Source organism: Citrobacter sp. 506 (assembly GCF_050434985.1).
In the GTDB taxonomy this organism is placed as follows: Bacteria; Pseudomonadota; Gammaproteobacteria; order Enterobacterales; family Enterobacteriaceae; genus Citrobacter; species Citrobacter braakii.
This window is the reverse complement of sequence record NZ_JBNDJN010000005.1, coordinates 86,428-108,750: the sequence shown is the minus strand read 5'-3', so window position 1 is coordinate 108,750 and position 22,323 is coordinate 86,428. Positions and strand designations below refer to the sequence as shown.

Annotated in this window: 22 protein-coding genes; 14 read left to right on the top strand and 8 right to left on the bottom strand. The window is 52.2% G+C overall.

What is annotated here, in order from left to right; all coding sequences use genetic code 11:
* Positions 1-13 precede the first annotated feature (13 nt).
* The 7 genes from livF (at position 14) to ugpQ (ending at position 6,330) form a co-directional block, all read left to right on the top strand.
* Entirely contained in the window at positions 14-727 is a 714-nt protein-coding gene (gene livF / locus ABIE10_RS18235) for a high-affinity branched-chain amino acid ABC transporter ATP-binding protein LivF (RefSeq protein ID WP_085951092.1), read from the top strand.
* A gap of 101 nt (positions 728-828) precedes the next feature.
* Positions 829-1,110, top strand: coding sequence for a hypothetical protein (locus ABIE10_RS18230; protein ID WP_019078125.1), 282 nt, complete (start codon positions 829-831; stop codon positions 1,108-1,110).
* A 248-nt stretch (positions 1,111-1,358) separates the two neighbouring features.
* The gene (gene ugpB / locus ABIE10_RS18225) at positions 1,359-2,675 is read left to right on the top strand and encodes a sn-glycerol-3-phosphate ABC transporter substrate-binding protein UgpB (protein ID WP_429156506.1); all 1,317 of its coding nucleotides are present in this window, start codon (positions 1,359-1,361) and stop codon (positions 2,673-2,675) included.
* 112 nt (positions 2,676-2,787) lie between these two features.
* Complete coding sequence (ugpA, locus tag ABIE10_RS18220; RefSeq protein ID WP_016154830.1) at positions 2,788-3,675, top strand: sn-glycerol-3-phosphate ABC transporter permease UgpA; 888 nt, start codon at positions 2,788-2,790, stop codon at positions 3,673-3,675.
* Positions 3,672-4,517 (top strand): sn-glycerol-3-phosphate ABC transporter permease UgpE, encoded by an 846-nt coding sequence (ugpE, locus tag ABIE10_RS18215; RefSeq protein ID WP_003023450.1) that lies wholly within the window; start codon positions 3,672-3,674, stop codon positions 4,515-4,517. Before ugpA ends, ugpE begins: the two co-directional genes overlap by 4 nt.
* 2 nt (positions 4,518-4,519) lie before the next feature.
* Positions 4,520-5,590, top strand: a complete 1,071-nt coding sequence (locus tag ABIE10_RS18210; RefSeq protein WP_016154829.1) for a sn-glycerol-3-phosphate import ATP-binding protein UgpC — start codon at positions 4,520-4,522, stop codon at positions 5,588-5,590.
* A complete protein-coding gene (gene ugpQ, locus ABIE10_RS18205; RefSeq protein WP_047501430.1) occupies positions 5,587-6,330 on the top strand; it encodes a glycerophosphodiester phosphodiesterase in 744 nt (247 codons plus the stop codon). The genes ABIE10_RS18210 and ugpQ overlap by 4 nt, the downstream gene beginning before the upstream one ends.
* Here the strand turns inward: ugpQ and ABIE10_RS18200 are convergent.
* On the bottom strand, positions 6,327-6,767 hold the full coding sequence (locus ABIE10_RS18200) for a DUF2756 family protein (protein ID WP_210591410.1): 441 nt from the start codon (positions 6,765-6,767) through the stop codon (positions 6,327-6,329). The two genes, ugpQ and ABIE10_RS18200, sit on opposite strands and share 4 nt — an antisense overlap.
* Before the next feature lie 118 nt (positions 6,768-6,885).
* On the opposite strand from ABIE10_RS18200, the gene ggt reads away from it, so the two are divergent.
* Complete coding sequence (ggt, locus tag ABIE10_RS18195; protein ID WP_046274514.1) at positions 6,886-8,631, top strand: gamma-glutamyltransferase; 1,746 nt, start codon at positions 6,886-6,888, stop codon at positions 8,629-8,631.
* A gap of 44 nt (positions 8,632-8,675) precedes the next feature.
* On the opposite strand, the gene ABIE10_RS18190 is transcribed toward ggt, so the two are convergent.
* From ABIE10_RS18190 to yhhY, 6 genes are all read right to left on the bottom strand, one after another.
* Entirely contained in the window at positions 8,676-9,710 is a 1,035-nt protein-coding gene (locus tag ABIE10_RS18190) for a phosphotriesterase family protein (RefSeq protein ID WP_279265442.1), read from the bottom strand.
* Entirely contained in the window at positions 9,707-10,678 is a 972-nt protein-coding gene (locus ABIE10_RS18185; RefSeq protein WP_049283110.1) for a DMT family transporter, read from the bottom strand. Before ABIE10_RS18185 ends, ABIE10_RS18190 begins: the two co-directional genes overlap by 4 nt.
* Positions 10,679-10,732: 54 nt before the next feature.
* Positions 10,733-11,494, bottom strand: a complete 762-nt coding sequence (locus ABIE10_RS18180; RefSeq protein WP_049283109.1) for a glutamine amidotransferase — start codon at positions 11,492-11,494, stop codon at positions 10,733-10,735.
* 15 nt (positions 11,495-11,509) lie between these two features.
* Positions 11,510-12,724 (bottom strand): PfkB family carbohydrate kinase, encoded by a 1,215-nt coding sequence (locus ABIE10_RS18175; RefSeq protein WP_216403576.1) that lies wholly within the window; start codon positions 12,722-12,724, stop codon positions 11,510-11,512.
* A 324-nt stretch (positions 12,725-13,048) separates the two neighbouring features.
* On the bottom strand, positions 13,049-13,933 hold the full coding sequence (locus ABIE10_RS18170; protein ID WP_429156501.1) for a hypothetical protein: 885 nt from the start codon (positions 13,931-13,933) through the stop codon (positions 13,049-13,051).
* 46 nt (positions 13,934-13,979) lie between these two features.
* Positions 13,980-14,468: an N-acetyltransferase gene (gene yhhY, locus ABIE10_RS18165; RefSeq protein WP_019078130.1), complete on the bottom strand. Its 489-nt coding sequence runs from the start codon at positions 14,466-14,468 to the stop codon at positions 13,980-13,982.
* Between the two features lie 456 nt (positions 14,469-14,924).
* Between yhhY and ABIE10_RS18160 the strand changes: the two genes are divergently transcribed.
* The 5 genes from ABIE10_RS18160 to gntU all read left to right on the top strand — a co-directional run bounded on the left by ABIE10_RS18160 (position 14,925) and on the right by gntU (position 20,011).
* The gene (locus ABIE10_RS18160; RefSeq protein WP_046274517.1) at positions 14,925-15,962 is read left to right on the top strand and encodes an oxidoreductase; all 1,038 of its coding nucleotides are present in this window, start codon (positions 14,925-14,927) and stop codon (positions 15,960-15,962) included.
* A gap of 123 nt (positions 15,963-16,085) precedes the next feature.
* Positions 16,086-16,781 carry a quercetin 2,3-dioxygenase gene (yhhW, locus tag ABIE10_RS18155; protein WP_016154822.1) on the top strand — a complete coding sequence of 232 codons (696 nt, stop codon included), beginning with the start codon at positions 16,086-16,088 and terminating at the stop codon, positions 16,779-16,781.
* A gap of 222 nt (positions 16,782-17,003) precedes the next feature.
* Positions 17,004-17,999, top strand: coding sequence for a gluconate operon transcriptional repressor GntR (gene gntR, locus ABIE10_RS18150; protein WP_016157654.1), 996 nt, complete (start codon positions 17,004-17,006; stop codon positions 17,997-17,999).
* Between the two features lie 141 nt (positions 18,000-18,140).
* The gene (gene gntK / locus ABIE10_RS18145) at positions 18,141-18,671 is read left to right on the top strand and encodes a gluconokinase (RefSeq protein ID WP_003023475.1); all 531 of its coding nucleotides are present in this window, start codon (positions 18,141-18,143) and stop codon (positions 18,669-18,671) included.
* Positions 18,671-20,011 carry a gluconate transporter gene (gene gntU / locus ABIE10_RS18140; RefSeq protein WP_429156497.1) on the top strand — a complete coding sequence of 447 codons (1,341 nt, stop codon included), beginning with the start codon at positions 18,671-18,673 and terminating at the stop codon, positions 20,009-20,011. The genes gntK and gntU overlap by 1 nt, the downstream gene beginning before the upstream one ends.
* 239 nt (positions 20,012-20,250) lie before the next feature.
* Here gntU and yhgN read toward each other — a convergent pair whose 3' ends face one another.
* On the bottom strand, positions 20,251-20,844 hold the full coding sequence (gene yhgN, locus ABIE10_RS18135) for an NAAT family transporter YhgN (RefSeq protein ID WP_003023480.1): 594 nt from the start codon (positions 20,842-20,844) through the stop codon (positions 20,251-20,253).
* Between the two features lie 191 nt (positions 20,845-21,035).
* On the opposite strand from yhgN, the gene asd reads away from it, so the two are divergent.
* Complete coding sequence (gene asd, locus ABIE10_RS18130) at positions 21,036-22,142, top strand: aspartate-semialdehyde dehydrogenase (protein WP_016154818.1); 1,107 nt, start codon at positions 21,036-21,038, stop codon at positions 22,140-22,142.
* The last annotated feature ends 181 nt before the right edge of the window (positions 22,143-22,323 follow it).

The following is a 22,323-nucleotide window of genomic DNA, read 5'->3' as shown; positions in this document are numbered from 1 at the left end:
GGTGACGCATAATATGGAAAAAGTCATGTTGTCCTTTGACAAAGTCAGCGCCCACTACGGCAAGATACAGGCGCTGCACGACGTCAGCTTGTATATCAATCAGGGTGAAATCGTGACGCTTATCGGCGCCAACGGCGCGGGAAAAACCACGCTGCTTGGTACGCTGTGCGGCGATCCGCGAGCGACAAGTGGGCGAATTGTCTTTGATGGTAAAGACATTACCGACTGGCAGACGGCGAAAATCATGCGCGAAGCGGTAGCGATTGTTCCGGAAGGGCGTCGCGTGTTTTCTCGCATGACGGTGGAAGAGAACCTGGCGATGGGCGGTTTCTTTGCCGAAAAGGACCAGTTTCAGGAACGCATCAAGTGGGTGTATGACCTGTTTCCCCGCCTGCATGAACGTCGAATTCAGCGTGCGGGCACGATGTCCGGCGGTGAACAGCAGATGCTGGCGATAGGCCGTGCGCTGATGAGTCAGCCGCGGCTGCTGCTGCTTGATGAGCCGTCGCTGGGTCTGGCGCCGATTATCATCCAGCAGATCTTCAACACCATCGAACAACTGCGCGAGCAGGGGATGACAATCTTCCTCGTCGAACAGAACGCTAACCAGGCGCTGAAGCTCGCCGATCGCGGCTACGTGCTGGAAAACGGTCATGTGGTGCTGGAAGACACCGGTGATGCGTTACTGGCTAACGAAGCAGTGCGCAGCGCGTATCTGGGCGGTTAACATTCTCTGAATTGACAAGGGGGCCTGATATGGCCCCTTTTTATTGCTCTATGTTATTATTGAGAATAGTTATCAATAATAAAAGTGAACATGGAGAAAGGATGATACGTTCCGGTATCTGCATGATGATTGGCGGTTTGTTTTTGACGCTTTCATCAAATACCCTGGCCTTAACACCGCCAGCGTTCGACCCGCGCGACCCTTCAATCTGGGAAGAGAAACCGGACAACTCGTTAGCCCAGTCCAGCTCGCCCTGTGAAGTGTTCACCACCTCTGTCTGCCCGGGCTGGGAAGATGAGAAATCGGATATTCAGCGCGAACGTGAGCGGCGGGAACAGCAGCGTTTACAGAATGAATATGAACGACGCTGGCGTAAAGATTAATGTTCCTTGCTGGCTGCAACAGATAACGTCATCCTGGCCGGGTAAGACATAGCGTTACCCGGCTTTGTTGTGCACCACCCCGCATTTTCCTGTCACTACGCTTTCACCGCCTTGCCATCTGTTTGTCGCCTTACTATCTTTTTTTTGTAATAAAAAAGTTATTTTTCTGTCATTCGAGCATGTCATGTTACCCCCGCGAGCATAAAACGCGTGATATCGCGCATCCGGCACAACAAGAGAGATAACCGATGATATCGTTACGACATACAGCTTTAGGACTGGCACTTAGCCTGGCGTTTGCAGGTCAGGCTCTGGCCGTCACCACTATCCCGTTCTGGCACTCAATGGAAGGTGAACTGGGTAAAGAAGTTGATTCACTGGCGCAACGTTTTAATGCCGCCAATCCCGACTACAAAATTGTTCCGCAGTACAAAGGCAACTACGAGCAGAGCCTGAGCGCAGGTATTGCGGCTTTCCGTACCGGAAACGCACCTGCGTTACTGCAGGTTTATGAAGTGGGCACGGCAACGATGATGGCCTCGAAAGCCATTAAACCGGTCTATGAAGTATTCAAAGAGGCTGGTATTAACTTCGATGAGTCTCAGTTCGTGCCGACGGTTTCCGGTTATTACACCGACTCTAAAAGCGGACACTTACTCTCCCAGCCGTTTAACAGCTCCACGCCGGTGCTGTACTACAACAAAGATGCCTTCAAAAAAGCCGGTTTAGACCCTGAGCAGCCGCCAAAAACCTGGCAGGATCTGGCGGAATACACCGCGAAGCTGAAAGCAGCAGGCATGAAGTGCGGCTACGCCAGCGGCTGGCAGGGATGGATTCAGATTGAAAACTTCAGCGCCTGGAATGGTCTGCCGGTGGCCACCAAAAACAACGGCTTTGACGGTACTGACGCGGTGCTGGAATTCAATAAACCGGAACAGGTGAAACATATCGCCCTGCTGGAAGAGTTGAACAAAAAAGGGGATTTCAGCTACTTCGGGCGTAAAGACGAGTCTACCGAGAAGTTCTATAACGGGGATTGTGCCATTACCACCGCCTCTTCCGGTTCTCTGGCTGACATCCGCCACTACGCCAAATTCAACTATGGCGTCGGCATGATGCCGTACGATGCCGATGTGAAGGGCACGCCGCAGAACGCGATTATCGGGGGAGCGAGCCTGTGGGTGATGCAGGGTAAAGACAAAGCAACCTACGAAGGCGTGGCGCAGTTCCTCAACTTCCTGGCGAAGCCTGAAATTGCTGCCGAATGGCACCAGAAGACCGGCTACCTGCCCATTACCACCGCCGCGTACGACTTGACCCGCGAGCAGGGCTTCTATGATAAGAACCCTGGGGCTGATATCGCCACCCGCCAGATGCTGAACAAGCCACCGTTGCCGTTCACCAAAGGGTTGCGTCTGGGCAACATGCCGCAGATCCGCACCATCGTAGATGAAGAACTGGAAAGCGTCTGGACCGGGAAGAAAACCCCGCAGCAGGCGCTGGATGCTGCCGTTGAGCGTGGCAATCAGTTACTGCGCCGCTTTGAGCAATCGACTAAATCGTAATGTGAAATGCCGGGTGGCGGCTGCGACTTACCCGGCCTACAAATGCGTGTAGTTTGTAGGCCGGATACGGTGTGTGCACCGCAATCTGGCACCTTCCAGGAAAAGAACCTACATGTCTTCATCCCGTCCGGTGTTCCGCTCGCGCTGGCTTCCCTATTTGCTGGTGGCCCCGCAGCTGGTTATCACCGTTATTTTCTTTATCTGGCCCGCCGGTGAAGCGCTGTGGTACTCACTACAATCCGTTGATCCGTTTGGTCTTTCTAGCCAGTTTGTCGGACTGGAAAACTTTATCGCGCTGTTTCATGACCCGTACTACCTTGATTCATTCTGGACCACCATTAAGTTCAGTACGTTAGTCACGGTAAGCGGTTTGCTGGTGTCGTTATTTTTTGCGGCGCTGGTGAATTACGTGGTGCGCGGCAGCCGTTTTTACCAGACGCTGATGCTGTTGCCTTATGCCGTCGCGCCCGCCGTCGCCGCCGTATTGTGGATCTTCCTGTTTAACCCAGGGCGCGGGCTGATTACCCATTTTCTCGGTGAGTTTGGCTATGACTGGAACCATGCGCAAAACAGCGGTCAGGCGATGTTTCTGGTGGTGTTTGCGTCGGTCTGGAAGCAGATTAGTTACAACTTCCTGTTCTTCTTTGCCGCACTACAGTCTATTCCGCGGTCGCTGATTGAAGCCGCCGCGATTGATGGTGCGGGACCGGTTCGCCGCTTCTTTAAGCTGGCGCTGCCGCTGATTGCACCGGTCAGCTTCTTTCTGCTGGTGGTGAATCTGGTTTATGCCTTCTTTGATACCTTCCCGGTGATCGATGCCGCCACGGCGGGTGGGCCGGTACAGGCGACCACTACGTTGATTTATAAGATCTATCGCGAAGGCTTTGTCGGGCTGGATCTCTCCGCCTCGGCCGCCCAATCGGTAGTGCTGATGTTCCTGGTCATTATTTTGACGGTGGTGCAGTTCCGCTATGTGGAAAGTAAGGTGCGTTACCAATGATTGAGAATCGTCGTGGGCTGACAATATTCAGCCATGCCATGTTGATTATGGGGATCATGGTGATCCTGTTTCCGCTGTACGTCGCGTTTGTCGCGGCGACGCTGGATAACAAAGCAGTCTTTGAAACGCCGATGACGCTGGTTCCCGGCACACAGCTGCTGGAAAACATGAAATACATCTGGGTCAACGGCGTGGGCGTTAACAGCGCGCCGTTCTGGCTGATGATGCTCAACAGTTTCATCATGGCGTTCAGTATTACGGTAGGGAAAATCACCGTCTCTATGCTCTCCGCATTCGCCATCGTTTGGTTCCGCTTTCCACTGCGTAACCTGTTCTTCTGGATGATTTTTATCACGCTGATGCTGCCGGTCGAGGTGCGTATTTTCCCGACGGTGGAAGTGATCGCCAACCTGAAAATGCTCGACAGCTATGCGGGTCTGACGCTGCCGTTAATGGCATCGGCGACTGCGACGTTCCTGTTCCGGCAGTTTTTTATGACCCTGCCGGATGAACTGGTTGAGGCGGCGCGTATTGACGGTGCGTCACCGATGCGTTTTTTCCGCGATATTGTACTACCGCTGTCAAAAACCAATCTGGCGGCGCTGTTTGTGATCACCTTTATCTACGGCTGGAACCAGTATTTGTGGCCGTTGTTAATTATTACCGATGTCAATTTGGGCACTGCGGTGGCAGGTATCAAAGGCATGATTGCTACTGGTGAAGGCACCACGCAGTGGAATCAGGTAATGGCAGCCATGCTGCTGACGCTCATCCCTCCGGTAATCATCGTGTTAGCCATGCAGCGTGCCTTCGTACGTGGCCTGGTCGATAGTGAGAAATAAAAATGGCTGGTTTAAAACTACAGGCAGTAACCAAAAGCTGGGACGGCAAAACCCAGGTGATTAAACCGCTGACGCTGGATGTCGCGGACGGAGAATTTATCGTGATGGTTGGCCCATCCGGCTGCGGTAAGTCAACGCTGCTACGGATGGTAGCCGGGCTTGAACGGGTGAGCGGCGGCGATATCTGGATTGATAATAAACGCGTCACCGAAATGGAGCCTAAGGATCGCGGCATTGCGATGGTCTTTCAGAACTACGCGCTCTACCCACATATGAGCGTGGAAGAAAATATGGCCTGGGGGCTGAAAATCCGTGGGATGGGCAAGGAGCACATTGCCGAACGGGTGAAAGAGGCGGCGCGAATTCTCGAGCTGGGTGAACTGCTCAAGCGTCGTCCGCGCGAGCTTTCTGGCGGTCAGCGCCAGCGTGTGGCGATGGGGCGGGCGATTGTCCGTGATCCAGCGGTATTCCTGTTCGATGAGCCGCTGTCTAACCTCGATGCCAAGCTGCGCGTACAGATGCGTCTGGAGTTACAACATCTGCATCGCCGACTGAAAACCACCTCACTGTATGTGACGCACGATCAGGTAGAAGCGATGACCCTCGCCCAGCGGGTGATGGTGATGAACAAAGGCATTGCCGAGCAGATCGGCACGCCGGTTGAGGTATATGAAAAGCCTGCCAGCCGCTTTGTGGCGAGTTTTATCGGCAGCCCGGCGATGAATCTGCTGGACGGGCGCATCAGCGCCTCGGGCACCCATTTTGAACTGGATGACGGCATGACGTTGCCCCTCGGCAGAAGCGCGAGGGAGTCTGGTGGGCGCAACATGACGTTGGGTATCCGCCCGGAGCATATTGCGCTAAGCTCGCAGGCCGAAGGCGGCGTGCCGTTGGTCGTCGACACGCTGGAAATGCTGGGAGCGGATAACCTGGCACACGGACGTTGGGGTGAGCAAAAGCTGGTGGTGCGACTGGCGCATCAGCATCGCCCGACGGCAGGCAGCACGCTGTGGCTGCATCTGCCAGAAAATCATCTGCATCTTTTTGATGGCGAAACAGGACAACGCGTATGAGTAACTGGCCTTACCCCCATATCGTCGCCCATCGCGGCGGCGGTAAGCTGGCACCGGAAAACACCCTGGCGGCGATCGACATGGGGGCGCGATACGGGCATACCATGATTGAGTTTGACGCTAAATTGTCGAAAGACGGTGAGATCTTCTTGCTGCATGACGACAACCTGGAACGCACCAGCAATGGTTGGGGTGTGGCAGGCGAGCTGAACTGGCAGGATTTATTGCGCGTGGACGCCGGTGGCTGGTTTAGCGGTGAGTTTAAAGGCGAACCGCTACCGCTGCTCTCGCAAGTGGCCGAGCGCTGCCGTCAGCACGGTATGATGGCGAATATTGAAATTAAACCTACCACCGGCACCGGAACGTTAACCGGCAAAGCCGTAGCGCTGGCCGCTCGGGAACTGTGGGCGGGAATGACACCACCGCTGTTGTCATCCTTTGAAATTGACGCGCTTGAAGCGGCGCAGCAGGCGGCGCCTGAACTGCCGAGAGGCTTACTGCTTGATGAGTGGCGCGAGGACTGGCGTGAGCTGACAACGCGGCTGGGTTGCGTCTCTATTCATCTTAATCACAAGCTGCTGGATGAAGCGCGCGTGGATGCGCTGCGCGACGCAGGGCTGCGTATTCTGGTGTATACCGTCAACCGACCCCAGCGCGCGGCGGAACTGCTACGCTGGGGAGTGGACTGCATCTGTACCGATGCCATTGATACGATTGGTCCGGATTTCCAGCCCTGTTAAGGCCCAATTGTTTTTAACGGAACGTTAGGCTGCGGCGTGCTGGAGGGCTTCAGCATGTCGCCGTTCTTTTTCTCCGACAGCATATGTTGCTTATTCAGCGAGCTGTCCGGGTTACGGGGTCCACCTAACATCCCACCGTTGCTGTTGGGCAGCATTTGCTGCTGGCTGGAATTAAACTCGCCAGGCTGAGACTGAAGGACGCGCTGGGAGTTGGAATTGATTTGGTTTTCCATATGCTGTTGTTGCATACGCGTCTGCGTTTGCAACTGCTGATTGAGCATCCCTTTCTGCTGAATCTGCTGCGATTGCATTTGGGTTTGCATACGCTGCTGGCTCGGGATCTGATAACCGGGTTGATTCGGGTTATTCATGGTGTTGATGGGCTGTGCAAAGCCTGCAAACGGCAACAACATGGCTAAAAGTAAGAGTCGTTTCATCGCTTTTCTCCTCTCGGGGATCTCTTAAGTTTACTCCTTTCTCGCCGTTACGATGATTATTTCAGAGTTATGCACCAGGCTTAGTGGGGGCTGACCCCCATACATCTGGAGAATAACGATGATAAAACCGACGTTTTTACGCCGGGTAGCCATTGCTGCTCTGCTCTCAGGAAGTTGTTTTAGCGTTGCTGCCGCTCCGGCTGCACCGCCGCCGGTATCATACGGTGTTGAGGAGGATGTGTTCCATCCCGTGCGCGCGCAGCAGGGGATGGTGGCCTCCGTGGATGCGCTTGCCACCCAAGTGGGGGTGGATATTCTTAAACAGGGTGGGAATGCCGTCGATGCCGCCGTGGCCGTTGGCTACGCGCTGGCGGTGACGCATCCCCAGGCGGGCAATCTGGGCGGTGGCGGTTTTATGCTGCTGCGTACCAAAGACGGTAACACCACAGCGATTGATTTTCGCGAAATGGCCCCTGCTGGCGCGACCCGCGACATGTTCCTTGATGAGCAGGGCAACGCCGATGCGAAAAAGTCGCTGACGTCGCATCTGGCATCCGGTACGCCGGGTACCGTCGCGGGTTTCTCGCTGGCGCTGGAGAAATACGGCACGATGCCGCTGAACAAAGTGGTACGTCCGGCGATGAAGCTGGCGGAAGAGGGTTTTGTGGTTAATGACGCACTGGCCGACGATCTGAAAACCTATGGCAGTGAAGTGCTCCCTAATCACGAGAACAGCAAAGCCATTTTCTGGAAAGACGGCGAGCCACTGAAAAAAGGCGATAAGCTGGTACAAAAGAACCTGGCGAAAAGCCTGGAAATGATTGCCGAAAGCGGCCCTGATGCGTTTTATAAAGGGGCTATTGCCGATCAGATCGCCGGGGAAATGCAGAAGAACGGCGGGCTGATGACCAAAGAGGACTTAGCCAGCTATAAAGCCGTGGAGCGTACGCCGATTAGCGGTGACTATCGCGGGTATCAGGTCTTCTCCATGCCGCCGCCCTCCTCTGGCGGTATTCACATCGTGCAGATCCTCAATATTCTTGAAAACTTTGATATGAAGAAATACGGATTTGGCAGCGCCGACGCCATGCAGGTCATGGCTGAAGCGGAGAAGTATGCCTACGCTGACCGCTCGGAGTATCTGGGCGATCCCGATTTTGTGAAAGTGCCGTGGCAGGCATTGACCAACAAAGCCTATGCTAAAACGCTTGCCGATCAGATTGATATCAACAAGGCTAAGCCTTCCAGCCAGATTAAACCTGGCAAGCTCGCTCCGTATGAAAGCAATCAGACCACTCACTTCTCGGTGGTGGATAAAGACGGCAATGCCGTGGCGGTGACCTATACCCTGAATACCACCTTCGGGACCGGTATTGTGGCGGGTAACACTGGCATTCTGCTCAATAATGAAATGGACGACTTCTCTGCCAAGCCGGGCGTACCGAACGTATACGGTCTGGTAGGCGGCGATGCCAACGCGGTCGGACCGAAGAAGCGTCCGCTGTCATCTATGTCGCCGACTATCGTGGTAAAAGATGGGAAAACCTGGCTGGTTACCGGCAGCCCAGGCGGGAGTCGAATTATCACTACTGTGCTGCAAATGGTGGTCAACAGCATTGATTTCGGGATGAACGTCGCCGAAGCGACCAACGCACCACGCTTCCATCATCAGTGGTTGCCGGATGAGCTTCGTATTGAGAAGGGCTTCAGCCCGGATACAATTAAGCTGCTGGAGCAAAAAGGACAGAAAGTGGCGCTGAAAGAAGCGATGGGCAGCACGCAGAGCATTATGGTTGGACCGGATGGCGCACTGTATGGCGCGTCCGACCCGCGTTCCGTGGATGATTTAACGGCGGGTTACTGATTGTTGATTAATAGCCCGGCATCAGGCGCCGGGCTATATGTTAGTTACGCCGTGAGTAACCGCGCCGGATTATCAATACAGAGCTTGCGAAGAGTATCGTTATCTACGCCACGGGCAGCCAGATAGGCGAGGAAAACATTTGGGACAAATCCCCAACCATTCCCCCCATTTTTTGCCCACATCTGTTTTAGAAAAACATCATGGCTTAATACGATCTGGTCGGCGTAACCCAGTTCAATCAGATTTGCTACCGCATCTGCGGTGTCCTGAACACCTGGGGCGATACCTTCTTTGGGAAAAGTAATGTCCAGACCAATCATGTCAAATTCAAGCCATACGCCGCGGTCAAGCATTTTACGTTGATAGGCAACATCCTTTCCTGAAGGGTCTGAGTGCGCCAGCGAAACTTTTGCCGGAGAGACGTTCATCTCTTCAAGGACAATATCCAGTACCTCATCACCCAGCCGCAGCCACCCTGGCATATGGATATTCATTGCCGTATGGGGATTATTACGTTGTGCCAGAGACGCCGCGCGCAGGCTGTTGCGCTCAGCTTGGGTAAAAGCGGGTGATACGCCAATTTCACCGATCATACCGGCGCGAATATCCGTCTCGCCAATCCCCTGATTCAGTTCCTTATCAATAAGTGAGGCTAATAACTCGACAGGTTTGTGGATCCTGGCGCTTTCAAACTTTTCCAGATAAGGTCCTGAAGAAGCAACGATATTCAAACCAGTTTTTAATGCCACTTCCCGCAATGAAGTGGCGTCCCGACCAATAGATTCAGAACCCGTCGCGTCGACAATCGTCCTGCCTCCCAGTGACATGAAGTTATTGATTTCAAAGATGACATCATCAATCTCTTTTCTGTCCATGTTATCGGCGCAGCAGTACGGGTCGTGTTTCAGTCCCCACTGCAGGTCAGCACTGACTTTCTTTCCCACCAACTGCTGTGAAAAAGCATACTGTGGCTCGTCAACAACGGATGACAAATCGTTAAACAGGTGCTCATGCGGTAGCGTCAGACCCATTTCTGAGTGTGCCACTGGGCCCGTTACGGTTTGCAGGAAGCCTTTCATCCTGACACCTCCATTTTTTTCGCCATTTTGGATGCTCTGTATTCGGGGATGGTGGTAACAATTGCACCTACTAACGCGAATAATGTACCGATGATGGTGACCAGATAGACCGTATTGCCTAATGATGGGATTAACTCATCAATCAACACCGATCCCAGTAACTGACCCGCGGTAGAAGCGACACCCAGCATTAATAGTCCTAAGCCTCTGACCAGAATCGCCATCAGCCCGATGGACAGCAGACCCAGCGGGCCACCGAGATACATCCACCACGTATCGGGTAACTGGACGGTGACATGCCCTAATGCGACACGTATCGCCAGCGCTGCACCCAGGACACAAAAGCCGACGATGAAGTTCCAGGTAATGGAAACCAGCATGGATCCCGTTGCCTCGGCGACTTTGGCATTCCCCGCAGGCTGCCAGCCAGCGAGTAATCCTGCCAAAAATGGAAGGATAGCCAGCAGGATAAACGAGGTTGAGTGCCACTGTGGCGACACGACAAAAATCGTGGCAATAACAGCGAACAATGCGCCAGTAACGCGCCATGGCGTGAAATATTTCTTCTCATCCACACCGACGCCAAAACGGTCGCACAACAGGCCGGAAAGGAGCAGGGCGGAAATTAAAGCAGTTTGAAAAGTGGCAACGCCTAACGCGCTGGCTGATGCGCCTTCAGAAAATACGACCATCGCCCCGCATAACCCGGCAAACCAATTCCACAAGGGGATTTTCCGCTTTTTAATCAGCGTAGGGATCGACGCGAATTGATGGCGTGTTTCTTTACGCGCAATAATAATAAAAAACATGACGACCAGACCGCTGGCGAAAGAGATTACTGCGCAAGCATTACCATCCTGCAACCAGTGTCCCAATTGCCCATTAACGGCAGACTGCATTGGGGAAAGCATACCGGCTAAGATGGTTGCAAGCATCAGTAAGGGGGTTGAGTACTTATTCTTGTTCATACATCAATCCTTATATTTTATAAAAGGAGTAACTTTCGTTACTCCATTGTTTTTTTATTTTCTGGCGATGAATTGAAGCGTGTTAACCCACAGGTCGGTATAAAACGGCCAGGACATGAATTGCTGAGTTCCCCAGTGCGGCGAACAGTCACTCATAAAACAGGCGGTTTTACCCTGTTGGTATTTACCGAACACTAATAGAGGGTCATTATTTATTGTTAATACGACATCAGCATCTTCTCTGGCGACAACCTGGTTATATCCAAGAAATATCGGGTAGTCTGAGAATCCGTCTACAACAGGATGTTCAGGCGAGACAGCCTCAGCGTAGATACCCTCTGGTTTTTCTACTCGGTCATCGCCGTCAAGCATAATAACTGGCAAGACCTCGGCAAGAATGGTGTTCTTGTAATTGGCCTTTGCCTCAATACCCATAAATGACAGATAGCCGCCAATCATAAGCAGACCACCACCATTTTTGACGTACTCTTTAATTGATTCCAGAGCATTTGGCTTTATTTTGAGCTGATAGAATGTCTCGTTTTGCAACAGGAATGTATTGCTGCCGATATCGCTAATGACAATGACATCATAACGGTTTAGTTCATCAATGCTTTCTGGAAATGCGATTTGTACGGTGTGAGCAGGCATGTAATCAATTTCCACACCACCTTTCTTTAAGCATTCCAGTAACCATGTAGCGCCTTCTTCATATTTACTGGAGGTAAAGCTGTCATAACCTTTTGAATGAATCATGTGAATATGCCAGGATTCTCCAATAAAGAGCACCTTTAGTTTTTTCTGCGTATTGTTCATAGTCTGCTCCTTGATTTAGTGAGTTGAGATAGTTTGTTTGTAATGTGAACTCTGAATGCGATGTAGAACGGATTCGTTTTCTGGCATGTCAGAGGCATTGGGTGTTTCAACAGCAAGCGAGGCGAATGCGCTGGCGTAGCATAATGCGGATGCCAGTGATTTTCCTTTAGCAAGGCCAGATGCGAGTGCGCCATTGAAGGCGTCGCCAGCTCCTGCGGTATTTTTTACAACTGCCGGGAATGCCGGAGAATAGATGAATTGCGTTCCGTCATAAGCGAGAGATCCTTTGCTACCTAAAGTAATAATGGTATTTTTTACACCTTTCTGATGAATAATCTTCGCTGCACATTTGGCTGACTCAATGTCATTGACGGACATGTTTGCCAGGAGACCAGCTTCGGTTTCATTTGGCGTAATGTAATCGATGTCATCAATGATGGTATTGACCATTTCATTGTATGGCGCTGGATTGATAATTACCGGTATGTCATTTTTTTGTGCGAGACGAATTGTTTGCTGAAGCGCCTCGTAATTTGTCTCCAGTTGTACAAGTACAATATCTGAATGAGTAATGGCTTCTTTTTGTATGGTGATTTCATCAGGTGAAATTGTCATATTAGCACCGGGATAGATAGCGATGACGTTATCCCCGGTATCTCCATTCACCATGATGGTAGCTGTACCAGTTTGTGTTTCTTTGGTCTGGTAGATTACACTTTTATGGATTTTTGATGAGTTTATAAAATTAATGGCGTAATCACTAAAATGGTCTGACCCTACTTTAGTAATAAAATGCACATCAGAATCGGCATAGCTTGCTGCTAATGCTTGATTACATCCTTTACCGCCTGGCGAAAAAATAAATTTATCGGCAAGTAATGATTCTCCTGTCGAGGGTAGCCTCGGTAGGTAACTGATAATATCAACATTGAACGAGCCAATAACACATACATTATTTTTCATGGCAGAGAGACCTTTTTTTATTTTCTGCGCTGATTCATATTTTTCCAGCACATAAGCAATTTCGTTTTTTGCAACGTTATCAAGAGAATCAAGGGTAATAAATGCACCACCATGACAGCGAGTGAGATATCCCTGTCCGGCAAGTTCATTGAGATCTGAGCGAATGGTTTCTTTTGTTACCTTGAGACTTTTCGCCAGATTTGAAACTTTTACAACTCCCGAAATACTGATTTCTTTCAATATTCTATGATGGCGTTCAAATTTCATTTTTTACCTCACCGTGGTTAAGTTAGTCCCAGGAGAAGTATATTGTTGTGATTGTCACCATAAAGTGATGGCAGAAACCAAAAAAAAACAAAAATGTAATATTAATATTATTAACGTTACGAAAAATAGCGATGAAGATAAAAAGGTGAATAACCATATAATTCAGGTGGTTGTTAGGCCTGAACATGACGGCGGGGGAAACGATGGACTGCAATCAAAAACTCTATGCCAGGGCCGGATAGCGCTTCCGCTCCTGAATTTAACGGCGAGATATAAAGGATAATGGCCTACAGCGTTCGGAACGATGTCGGCCTTATTGGTTGGTTATGGCGCATATCGCTGCAGCGATTCAGACCAGCGGAATATTTGGCTGCTTTTATCCTGCAGGTTTACTCTCTCTAAATCATAAAACCCGTGCGTTTTTGCCGAACGCATTTTGAGGATATATTTACTTTCGCTGATGTCGTGCTGTCTTGTACCGTCTTTATTCCACTCTCCGGCGATGTCCGTATATTGATAAACAAGGTCGGAATACACGTTGATTATCCTGTTGTCTTTGATCGCATAGAGCTCCAGCACTTCATAAAATGCGCCGCCGCCGGAATACGCCTCAGAGTATCCACCGCGCACCCCAAACGCCAGCGTATCGGGTGCGATCCGGTACGGTGCCAGATCCAGTTTTGTATAATAGGCCAGCGGTCTGACGGACTCATCATCGCTCTCTTTTTCGGCGGTTTTATTCCACTCAGAGAGTTGGTTTAATGGTTTTTCCGAGCGTGCAATCGGCGTTAGCTGTTGGTTCTGCCAGGAAAAAACGCCGAGATATAATTTATTGGCGCGCCCGTTGCTGTAGTTTTCCGGACAGTTGTTATCCGCGTATTTCTTTGCCTGCCCGGCGTCGGCCGGATTGTCGGCGAAACAGGCGACACCGATATATTTGCCGTCTTTGCCCCAGGCTTTGGCACCCGTGAGGATCAGGTTGTCAGGATCTTCATTCGGCGCAACCCAGGCAATCCACGCGTTCTCAGATAATCCCTGTGGAAGCTCGCCAAATCCTTTGGCTGGGGTTGCTCCCGCCATTTGCTCAGCAAAAATCTGTTTACCTTCCGGGTGTTGAATGGCGCTGGGCACGGAATCGAGATTTTGTACGGTAGTGGCGAAAGCAGGGGAGAGTGCTGCCAGCAACACCAGGAGAAGGTACTTTTTCACTCTTGCGTCCTTTCAATAAGAAGGGCGATAAGACTCGCCCTTAATTTTATTTCACGCGCGCCATAAAGTAGGCATCAACGTATTCACCGTTGCGCAGGCCGTATTTCTTACCTGTGCCTTCGATTTCAAAGCCGTATTTCTTATACACCGCCACGGCCGGCTCATTATCAACAAATACCGTTAGCTCAATACGCTCGACGCGCAGCCAGTTGTCGCACATGTCGATCATCGTGCGAATCAACGCGCTGGCAACGCCGCGATTGTGCCACCGTGCATCCACGCAGATACCAAAATCAGCCACGTGGCTGCGGCGCGGGCGTTGCGCGACCTCAATACAGAGATGCCCCACGACGATATCGTCAATGCAGGCAACCAGTTGTTTGACCCCGGCTTGCTCGGTTAGCCTCGCTTGCCACATCTCGAGGGAAGGATGAGGAACCTGTAGCGTGTTGTGGTACACCTCCGGCTGGGCGTGGATCTGACGAATTGCGTCGTAATCTTTCGGTTCAGCGTGGCGTATCACTATCTCACTCATTCCTTATCTCCAGCAGGGTTAATTGTGTATTTACACTCGCTGAGAAAGAAAATTCCGTCAACTGCATTTTTTTGCAAAAAGAAGTAGACAAGTGCGAATGAGAATGATTATTATTGCTCTGCGTTCAGGGGAACCCCTACGGAGAACCTGAAAGCACGACATTGCTCACATTGCTTCCAGTATTACTTTAGCCAGCTTTTGCTGGCTTTTTTTTTGAGGTTTTGTGTCTGCCTGGCTTACTTGCCATTTCGTCCCCGGGAAGTGCTCGTGCTCCTCACGTACATTTAGTACGCTCCGGGCCCTGCGCGCTTGCCGTGAACAAACTGCCTGCGACGCCGACGGCCGATCCTGTCGCCCTGTGGTGCAGTTCAAGCGCCATCCGGCAAAGAATCCAACATTCAGTCTCCAGCCGCTTTGCGCTATGGTGTAGACAATCACCTTCGAAAGGATCGTCTCATGACCTTACACTGCGCATTTATTGGTTTTGGTAAAAGCACCACTCGCTACCATTTGCCGTACGTCCTCAACCGCAAAAATAGCTGGCATGTCGCGCACATTTTTCGCCGCCACGCCAAGCCGGAAGAGCAGGCGCCACAATATTCACATATTCACTTCACCAGTGACCTTGACGAGATCTTAAACGATCCGCAGGTGAAGCTGGTGATCGTCTGTACCCATGCTGACAGCCATTTTGAATACGCCAAACGCGCGCTGGAAGCGGGTAAAAACGTGTTGGTTGAGAAACCCTTCACGCCGACGCTTGCGCAAGCAAAAGCACTGTTCGAACTGGCGCAAAGCAAAGGGCTGACCGTTACGCCATATCAGAACCGTCGTTTTGATTCCTGCTTCCTCACCGCTAAAAAAGCGATTGAGAGCGGCAAGCTCGGTGAAATTGTTGAGGTTGAAAGCCATTTCGATTACTACCGCCCCGAGGCGGAAACCAAGCCGGGACTGCCGCAGGACGGCGCATTCTATGGTCTGGGCGTACACACCATGGATCAGATTATCTCGCTGTTCGGTCGTCCCGATTGCGTGGCCTATGACATCCGCAGCCTGCGCAACAAAGCGAACCCGGACGATACCTTTGAAGCACAGCTGTTCTACGGCTCCCTGAAAGCCATTGTTAAAACCAGTCACTTGGTGAAAATCGACTATCCGAAGTTTATCGTTCACGGTACCAAAGGCTCGTTTGTGAAGTACGGCATCGACCAGCAGGAAACCAGCCTGAAGGCCAATATCATGCCAGGTGAGCCAGGTTTCGCTGCTGACGATTCCATTGGGATGCTGGAGTACGTCAATGATGACGGCCTGACGGTAAAAGAAGAGGTGCAGCCGGAAGTGGGGGACTATGGTCGCGTCTATGATGCGCTTTACCAGACGCTGACAGCCGGTACGCCTAATTACGTCAAGGAATCTGAAGTTCTTACCAACCTGGAACTCCTCGAACGCGCCTTTGAACAGGCTTCTCCGGCGACGATAACTCTCGCCAAATAGCTTGCGCAGACTCCTCTGGGCTTGTTCATTTTTTTTGAACAGAGGAGTCAATTTTCACCCTCTATGATCCCCGGCGGATTGAGTCCACACTTACTCCATCGAAAACATCTGGGGGTGAACACAATGATCTACTTACGCAAAGCTAATGACCGTGGCCACGCTAATCATGGCTGGCTCGATTCCTGGCATACCTTCTCTTTTGCCAACTACTATGACCCAAACTTTATGGGGTTCTCGGCACTGCGCGTGATTAACGATGACGTGATCGACGCAGGTCAGGGCTTTGGCACTCACCCCCATAAAGACATGGAAATCCTGACTTACGTGCTGGAAGGCGCGGTGGAACATCAGGACAGCATGGGGAACAAAGAGCAGGTTCCGGCCGGTGAGTTCCAGATAATGAGCGCCGGGACGGGGATCCGTCACTCGGAGTACAACCCGAGCAATACTGAGAAGCTGCATCTGTATCAGATTTGGATCATGCCGCAGGAAAACGGTATTACCCCACGCTATGAGCAGCGCCGTTTTGATGCCGCTCAGGGTAAACAACTGGTGCTGTCGCCGGATGCCCGTGATGGCTCGCTGAAAGTGTACCAGGATATGGAACTGTACCGTTGGGCACTGATCAAAGATGAGCAGTCGGTGCATCAGATTGCCGCTGAACGCCGCGTCTGGATCCAGGTAGTAAAAGGTAACGTGACAATTAACGGGACCAAAGCGACCACCAGCGATGGTCTGGCAATCTGGGATGAGCAGGCCATTTCTATTCATGCCGACAGCGACAGCGAAGTGTTGTTGTTTGATCTGCCGCCAGTATAAAAATACACGGCATCCTTCAAGCTGCATCTGTGTGGCTTTCCTCGCTCACCCCGGTCGCGTACTTAATGTACGCGACCGGGGATTTACTGCGTCGCCGCCTTGATGCAACTCGAATGATTTTGTGTATTTCTCACAATAAAAAACTCCTTTTTTTCTCTGCGAAGGTTCACGCACGTCCGTGGTAAACTGGGGGAATCTATCCCTTTTTAACGCTTCAGGACGATGAAAAAGAAAAGACCCGTACTTCAGGATGTAGCCGACCGCGTGGGCGTGACCAAAATGACGGTCAGCCGCTTTTTGCGTAACCCGGAGCAGGTCTCCGTGGCGCTGCGGGGCAAAATTGCCGCTGCACTTGATGAGCTGGGTTATATTCCCAATCGCGCTCCTGATATCCTTTCTAACGCCACCAGCCGCGCTATCGGCGTGCTGTTACCGTCTCTCACCAACCAGGTTTTTGCTGAAGTGCTACGCGGCATTGAGGCTGTCACTGACGCTCATGGTTATCAAACCATGCTGGCGCACTACGGCTATAAGCCTGAGATGGAACAAGAGCGTCTGGAATCGATGCTGTCGTGGAATATTGATGGCCTGATCCTCACCGAACGTAGCCATACGCCCCGTACGCTGAAAATGATTGAGGTTGCCGGTATCCCGGTGGTTGAGCTGATGGACAGCCAGTCCCCATGCCTTGATATTGCCGTGGGCTTCGACAACTTCGAAGCCGCGCGTCAGATGACAGCCGCTATCATCGCCCGCGGGCACCGTCATGTTGCCTATCTTGGCGCACGCCTTGATGAACGTACTATCATCAAACAGAGAGGCTACGAGCAGGCAATGCGCGATGCCGACCTGGTGCCGTACAGCGTGATGGTGGAGCAGTCCTCTTCCTACTCCTCCGGTATTGAACTTATCCGTCAGGCGCGGCGTGAATACCCGCAGCTTGATGGTGTCTTTTGTACCAACGATGACCTGGCGGTAGGGGCGGCCTTCGAATGCCAGCGTTTAGGGCTGAAAATCCCTGATGACATGGCGATTGCCGGATTCCACGGTCACGACATCGGGCAGGTGATGGAGCCGCGTCTGGCGAGCGTGCTCACGCCGCGTGAACGCATGGGCAGCATTGGCGCAGAACGTCTGCTGGCGCGCATCCGCGGTGAAGCCGTCACACCTAAAATGTTAGATTTAGGTTTCACCTTGTCACCGGGCGGATCTATTTAAGCCAACAAGTTTGAAGTAGCTCACACTTATACACTTCGAGCACGAATGGATATTGCTTCTCTATTTATCCGGCTGGACAATGTTACCGATAACAGTTACCCGTAACAATTTCCTGATTCTTGTACCAGTGGGGGCAACGCTTTGAGCACGACTAATCATGATCACCACGTTTACGTTCTGATGGGCGTATCGGGCAGCGGTAAATCTGCTGTCGCCAGCGAAGTGGCGCATCAACTGCAGGCCGCGTTTCTTGATGGCGATTTTCTCCATCCGCGCAGCAACATCATGAAAATGGCTTCCGGTGAGCCACTCAACGATGACGACCGCAAACCGTGGTTACAGGCGTTGAATGACGCCGCCTTTGCGATGCAGCGTACCAACAAGGTTTCGCTGATCGTCTGTTCCGCCCTGAAAAAAGTCTACCGCGACCAGCTACGCGACGGTAACCCGAACCTCTCATTCATCTATCTGAAAGGGGATTTTGACGTTATCGAAAGCCGCCTGAAAGCGCGTAAAGGCCACTTCTTCAAAACGCAGATGCTGGTGACCCAGTTTGAAGCGCTGGAAGAACCGGGTGCGAATGAAAACGATGTACTGGTGGTCGATATCGATCAACCACTGGACGGTGTGGTCGCCAGCACCATTGAGGTTATTAACCAGGGCAGTAAGTAGTGAGTATATTAACGCTTGTTTTAACAGCAGTAGGGTCCGTTTTATTACTGCTGTTTTTAGTGATGAAGGCGCGTATGCACGCCTTCGTTGCTTTGATGGTGGTATCCATTGGTGCAGGTCTCTTTTCCGGTATGCCGCTCGATAAAATCGCGGCGACCATGGAAAAAGGGATGGGAGGCACGCTCGGTTTCCTGGCGATTGTTGTGGCGCTGGGGGCGATGTTCGGCAAGATTTTGCATGAGACCGGAGCTGTCGATCAGATTGCCGTCAAAATGCTGAAATCCTTCGGTCACAGCCGCGCACATTATGCGATTGGCCTGGCCGGTCTGATTTGCGCGCTGCCGCTATTCTTTGAGGTGGCGATTGTGCTGCTGATTAGCGTGGCATTCTCAATGGCGCGCCATACGGGGACAAACCTGGTTAAGCTTGTGATCCCGCTGTTTGCGGGCGTAGCGGCTGCTGCGGCATTTCTGCTGCCTGGGCCTGCGCCGATGCTGCTGGCCTCTCAGATGCACGCCGACTTTGGCTGGATGATCCTGATTGGCCTGTGTGCCGCGATTCCGGGCATGATTATCGCCGGGCCGCTGTGGGGGAATTTCATCAGCCGTTACGTCGAGCTGCACGTACCGGAAGATATTTCCGAGCCGCATCTGGGCGAAGGCAAAATGCCATCCTTTGGCTTCAGCTTATCGCTTATCCTGCTGCCGCTGGTGCTGGTGGGGCTGAAAACTATCGCCGCACGCTTTGTTCCGGTCGGTTCTACAACCTATGAATGGTTCGAGTTTATCGGTCACCCGTTTACCGCGATTCTGGTTGCCTGTCTGGTGGCGATTTACGGTCTGGCGGTGCGCCAGGGCATGCCAAAAGACCGCGTGATGGAGATCTGTGGTCATGCGCTGCAGCCGGCGGGGATTATTCTGCTGGTGATTGGTGCGGGCGGTGTGTTCAAACAGGTTCTGGTTGATTCTGGCGTCGGTCCGGCGCTGGGCGAAGCGTTAACCGGTATGGGTCTGCCGATTGCCATCACCTGCTTCGTGCTGGCGGCGGCGGTGCGTATCATTCAGGGTTCCGCGACTGTGGCCTGCTTAACGGCGGTCGGTCTGGTGATGCCGGTGATTGAGCAACTGAACTACTCCGGTGCCCAGATGGCGGCACTGTCTATCTGTATCGCGGGCGGCTCTATCGTGGTCAGCCACGTTAACGACGCCGGTTTCTGGTTATTCGGTAAGTTTACCGGTGCGACCGAAGCGCAAACGCTGAAGACCTGGACGATGATGGAAACCATCCTCGGCACGGTCGGTGCGATTGTCGGTATGATTGCCTTTCAGCTGTTGAGCTGATGGCATTGCCCGGTGGCGCTTGCGCTTACCGGGCCTGGAAACGAGCACACATCCACACCGTAGGCCGGGGAAGCGCAAGGATGCGCGGCGATTTTCCTGCCGGAGAGCCTGGATTGTTAAGGGGGGCTGCGTAGCCCCCTTAACACGTTCACTGGTGACGAGATCTCAGAGAAGTAATGAGCATGACGTGAACGGAACTGTTCTCCGGGTAACATGCTATCTGAGCCAAAAAGGAGAGATTACCCCTTCATCCACATCCTTACGCCGTCGAGGAACATCTGGGTAGCCATCATCACCAGAATCAGCCCCATCAGGCGCTCCAGTGCGTTCACCCCTTTCTCGCCCAGCAGGCGTAAAAACAGCGAAGACTGCAGCAAAATCACAAAAGTACCACCCCAGGCGATCAGCAGAGCAATCACCAGATGCCCCATCTGGTTCGGATACTGATGTGATAACAGCATTAATGAAGCCAGGATTGTTGGACCCGCTACCAGCGGGATCGCCAGTGGCACGATAAACGGCTCTTCGCCTGCCGGAAGCCCGGTGCTATTCCCGGTGGCGCTGGGGAAAATCATCTTAATGGCGATCAGGAACAAAATGATGCCCCCGGAGATCGAAACGGTTTCCGCGCGCAGGTTAAGAAATGCCAGTATTTTCTCGCCAGCAAACAGGAATATCAGCATCACCAACAGCGCAATAAACAGCTCGCGAATCATAATCGCGCGGCGGCGTTTTGGTTCGGTATGTTTCAATACGGACATGAAAATGGGCAGATTTCCGAGCGGATCCATAATAAGGATCAATAAAACTGCCGCTGAAATGATTTCATTCATAACTCAAATTCCCTGATAATTACTGCGGACTTTCTGCTTGCTTGCGCAGCGGGATAAGTCGCATTACTGATGGCTTCGCTATCATTGATTAATTTCACTTGCGACTTTGGCTGCTTTTTGTATGGTGAAGGATAGGCCAGTAGGATACTGGTTAGCATACACAGCACACATCTCTGCAGGAAAAAAACGCTATGAAAAATGTTGGTTTTATCGGCTGGCGCGGTATGGTCGGCTCTGTTCTCATGCAACGCATGGTTGAGGAGCGTGACTTCGACGCCATTCGCCCTGTTTTCTTTTCTACTTCCCAGCTCGGGCAGGCGGCACCGACATTCGGTGGAACCACGACCGGCACGCTTCAGGACGCTTTTGATCTGGATGCGCTGAAGGCGCTCGATATCATCGTGACCTGTCAGGGCGGCGATTATACCAACGAAATCTATCCAAAGCTTCGTGAAAGCGGTTGGCAGGGTTACTGGATTGACGCGGCCTCTTCGCTGCGTATGAAAGACGATGCCATCATCATTCTCGATCCGGTTAACCAGGATGTCATCACTGACGGCCTGAACAAAGGTATTAAGACCTTTGTCGGCGGTAACTGTACCGTTAGCCTGATGCTGATGTCCCTCGGTGGCCTGTTTGCCAATGACCTGGTTGACTGGGTTTCTGTGGCGACCTATCAGGCGGCCTCCGGCGGCGGCGCGCGCCATATGCGCGAACTGCTGTCCCAGATGGGTCATCTGTATGGCCATGTGGCCGATGAACTGGCAACCCCTTCCTCTGCTATTCTCGATATCGAACGTAAAGTGACGACCCTGTCCCGCAGCGGTGAACTGCCGGTTGATAACTTTGGCGTACCGTTGGCCGGTAGCCTGATTCCGTGGATCGACAAACAGCTTGATAACGGTCAGAGCCGCGAAGAGTGGAAGGGACAGGCTGAAACCAACAAAATTCTTAACACCTCTTCCGTGATCCCGGTTGATGGTCTGTGCGTGCGCGTCGGTGCGCTGCGCTGCCACAGCCAGGCGTTCACCATTAAACTGAAAAAAGATGTGTCTATTCCGACCGTGGAAGAACTGCTGGCAGCGCACAATCCGTGGGCCAAAGTCGTGCCAAACGATCGGGATATCACCATGCGTGAGTTAACCCCGGCGGCCGTTACCGGCACGCTGACCACGCCAGTAGGCCGTCTGCGTAAGCTGAATATGGGGCCGGAGTTCCTGTCAGCCTTTACCGTGGGCGACCAGTTGCTGTGGGGGGCTGCAGAGCCATTGCGCCGTATGCTGCGTCAGTTGGCGTAATGTGGGACTGCCTGATGACGCCACGTTTATCAGGCCTACAAACGACGCGAACCACCTGGCCGGATCAGTCAATACGGCTCTCCGGCAGAGTGATTTCGTGTTTTAACAATGGGTGCTGAGTCACCCATTTTTTTGCGTAATACAGGAGTAAGCGCAGATGTTTCATTTTTTACCAGGAGTA